This window comes from Kitasatospora sp. NPDC091257 (genome assembly GCF_044757675.1).
Lineage (GTDB): Bacteria > Actinomycetota > Actinomycetes > Streptomycetales > Streptomycetaceae > Kitasatospora > Kitasatospora lactacystinica.
Genome location: NZ_JBIVVI010001023.1, coordinates 1 through 3374, shown reverse-complemented (window position 1 = coordinate 3374; position 3374 = coordinate 1). Strand labels below are relative to the sequence as shown.

At 74.2% G+C, this 3374-nt stretch carries 2 protein-coding genes; both read right to left on the bottom strand.

The genetic code is table 11. The annotated features are described in order from the left end of the window. A partial coding sequence (locus ACIQOV_RS33755) for a hypothetical protein (RefSeq protein ID WP_401054587.1) occupies window positions 1–1194 on the bottom strand: 1194 nt, incomplete at its 3' end. Window positions 1195–1254: 60 nt separating this feature from the next. Beyond that, a complete protein-coding gene (locus ACIQOV_RS33750) occupies window positions 1255–2874 on the bottom strand; it encodes a S8 family peptidase (protein ID WP_401054585.1) in 1620 nt (539 codons plus the stop codon). Window positions 2875–3374: the final 500 nt, after the last annotated feature.

Here is a 3374-nt window from a genome sequence, read left to right as displayed (position 1 = left end):
CACCCGGTCCCCGGTCGGCACCACGGCCTGGTACCCGTCCGCGCCCATGCCGTCCCAGCGTCCGGCGACATCGGCCTCGGAGTCCTGGCGGGCGAGGAAGGACGCCTTCGGGTACCACACGCCGACGGCCCAGTCGTGGACGCTGTAGGTGGAGACGAGCGGACCGCGCACCCGGTCCGCGAAGGCGTTCAGCGCACCCGCGCTGCCGAAGGGGTTGTCCTGGGCGTGGGCGAAGGACCAGTGCGAGAACGCCCCCTGGATCAGCAGGAGTGAGGCGACCGGGCTGTCCGCGGGGGCGCCGACGCCGGCCAGGGCGAAGGAGACCAGCCGGGCACCGAAGCTGTGGCCGAGGAGGTGCACCCGCAGGCCGGGCGAGCGGCCGTGCAGGGTGGCCAGCAGCGGCCCCAGGCCGCCCCGGCCGATGTCGCCGGCCCGGGCCTTCATGATCGAGAACGAGAGCACCCGCAGCACGTCCTTCGCGCCGTTCACGGCGTGCTGGAACCAGTCGCCGATGCCCTGCGTGGAGGAGCCGGGCGGCGCGCTGCCGAAGGCCTCGGCGGCGGCCTGGTACGACGTCTTCGGATCGGCGTCCAGGAGCAGCGCGGTCTCGCCCGCGTCCTCGAACCCGCCGTCCGGCCCGGGCGGCGGCACCAGGGACCGGATCAACTCGTGGATCCGCACCAGTCGTTGCTCCTTGGCCGCATCGGGCTCGGCCGCACCGGCCGCCGCCACCGCCTCGTCGATGCGTCGGCCGATTTCGGTCACCGTCTGCTGCTGCTCGGGGTCGGCGAAGCCCTGGCCCAGCGACGCGGCGATGTCCGCCCCGGAGACGGCCGCCGTTCCGGCGCTGAGGTCCAGCAGGGCGCCGTCCCCGGCCTGGGGCGAGGCGACCGCCGGTGGCGGGGTCGCCGGCGTGGGCGGGAACCAGAGCGCGGGCCAGTGGACGCCCGCGAACCCCACCGTGCCGAGGTTCGCCGCGCCGCTTGCGGCCTGCCGGATCAGCGGGAACATCGCGTCGTAGAGCACGCGGGCACTCTGTTCGTCCACGCTCCACCCGTGGCTGAACACGAACAGGTCCGTCACCCCCTCGGCCGTCACCTCGTCGAGGAAGTCACCCGCCGCCGGCGCGGTCAGCACCCCCTTCTCGTCGAAGGTGAGGTCCCACACGGGCTCGTCGGTCGGCAGTCGCCTCATCGCACATGACCCTTCGGATGGCCGTTCGTCGGTTCGTCCGTTCATCGGTTCGTCGGTTCGTCACACGTTCGCCAGCATCCGCATCAGGTCCACCAGGCCCGCCCCCTGGGCGTACCGCTCCCGGCCGAGGTCGGTGGCGGAGGCGGTGAGCAGGCTCTTGACCTCCCGGGGTCGGCCGATGAACTCCGGGCGGGCGGACAGGAAGGCCGCGATCACACCGGACACGTGCGGCGCCGCCATCGAGGTGCCGGACTGCTCGGCGTACGTCAGCAGACTCTCCGGCACCGGGTCCCCCGGGGCCGGGGTCAGCCCGGCGGTGGCCCGCACGTCGCCGCTGGCCGCCGAGGCGATCCACTCGCCGGGCGCCACGACGTCCGGTTTCATCCGGCCGTCGAGCGTCGGGCCCTTCCCCGAGGTCCAGGTGACGCCGAACGCGTGCGGCGCCTCCCGGTGGGTGGAGCCGACCGCGATGCAGTCCTCGGTGTGTGCCGGTTCGGTGATCGAGCCCATGATGGCCGAGGTGTTGGCGGTGTCCCGGGCCGTGCTCCGGGCACCGAAGTTGCCGGCCGAGATCACCACGACCACACCGGAGGCGACCACCTGGCCCACGGCCTGGCAGAGCGGCGACTGGCCCGCGGCGTACTGGTCGGGCCTCCACTCGCAGCCGAGGCTCATGTTGACGCCGTGCACGCGCAACACCGCCGGGTCCACGTTGACCTCGGTCCGCAGGTAGGTCAGCGCGCGGATGACCGCGCTGGAGGAGGTCACATAGGTGCCCTGGCGGCTGAGCCTCATGACCTTGATGCTGACCAGATCGCAGTCCGGCGCCATCCCGGACAGCCGGTCCGCGCCGGCCCTGGCGACGAATCCGCCGTCCCCGGGCTCGTCCGGCGTCGCCACCCGCGGCGTCATGCCCTCCGGGGTGCAGCCCGCGATGATGCCGGCGACGTGCGTGCCGTGCCCGCTGTCGTCCACGAGCGGCGACGCCGGGTTCTGACCCGTCGCTCCGCCGGGTGGCTGCGCCACGGGGTCGTCCGGGTTCACCAGGAAGCTGAAGTCGCGGTGCAACCGGGTGGTCCGCCCCTGCGGCAGGTCCTCGCCCCGCCCCTCGGCCGCGAGCTCCAGCCGGGAGAAGTGCGGGTGGGCGGCGTCGATGCCGCTGTCGATGACCGCCCACACGATCCCGCTGCCGCGCGCGTCGTAGGCGCGCCAGGCGGCGTTGGCCTTCACCGTGGGTGCCGAGCGGTCGATCTGGGGATCCAGCGGATAGTCCGGCCACACCCGGAAGATGACGGGCGGCCGCCCGGTCCGGACGGCGGACTGCCGGTCGTCCTCCACCAGCTCGTGGAGGTCCCCCCGGGAGAGGACGGTCTGGTACAGCTTCGGCGCGACCAGCGCGAGCCCCCGCGGCACCTCGGGCTGCACATGGCTCCCCGAGGTGACCTCCACCGGCCACCACCCGCTCGACCGCCCCGCGTAGTGCTCCCAGAGCGCGTAGAACTCGTCGCGGACCGCCTGGAGTCCGCCGGGAAAGCGCAGGTTCAGCTCGATCAGCATCGGCACCTGCCGCTCCGGGTCGGCCTCGGGCTCCGCGGCCTCGCGGAGCACGACGCCGGGCGGGGACAGGTTGAGGTCACCCACGATGGGCGACCGGAAGGGGCTCTCCGGCTCGTACGCCATGACCGTTCTCATCTCCCGGGGCGGGCGCGGCGGCCGACCCGTCGGCGCCACCGCTCCTGCTGCGAGTGTCAGCCGGTCCCACAGCCGCTGCAACTCGCCGGTGCCCGCCCCGGCACGGGCCTCCTCCCGTGCTCGACGCCCGTTCGCCCCCACCGGTCCGGCCGTTTCGCCCCCTCTCCCCAGGACCGGCCTGGCAGCGCGCACCGGAACGCGGACGCTCCCGCCGTCGCGAAGGTGACGGCGGGAGCGAAACGGCCACGGGAGTCGCGCACCATCGGGCACGACGACGCGACGAGGCGACGAGGCGGGGGAACGGGGGCGCGGGGAACGGCGTGCGCCGGGTCAGTGGAAGCCGAGCGCGGAGGGGGCACGGCCGGGCGGTCGGCGGGCCGCGGGTTCGCGGGGTCGCCGCACGCGGCTGCCCGAGGCGGCGTGCGGACCTTTCCCTCGCACCGGCCCGTGGTGGTCGAAACGCCGCTGTAGGGCGGGCCCGTCCTCCC

Bases quoted from the DNA above. Each gene is read 5' to 3' on its own strand.
- ACIQOV_RS33750 (WP_401054585.1), bottom strand. From the start codon at position 2,874: ATGGCGTACGAGCCGGAGAGCCCCTTCCGGTCGCCCATCGTGGGTGAC.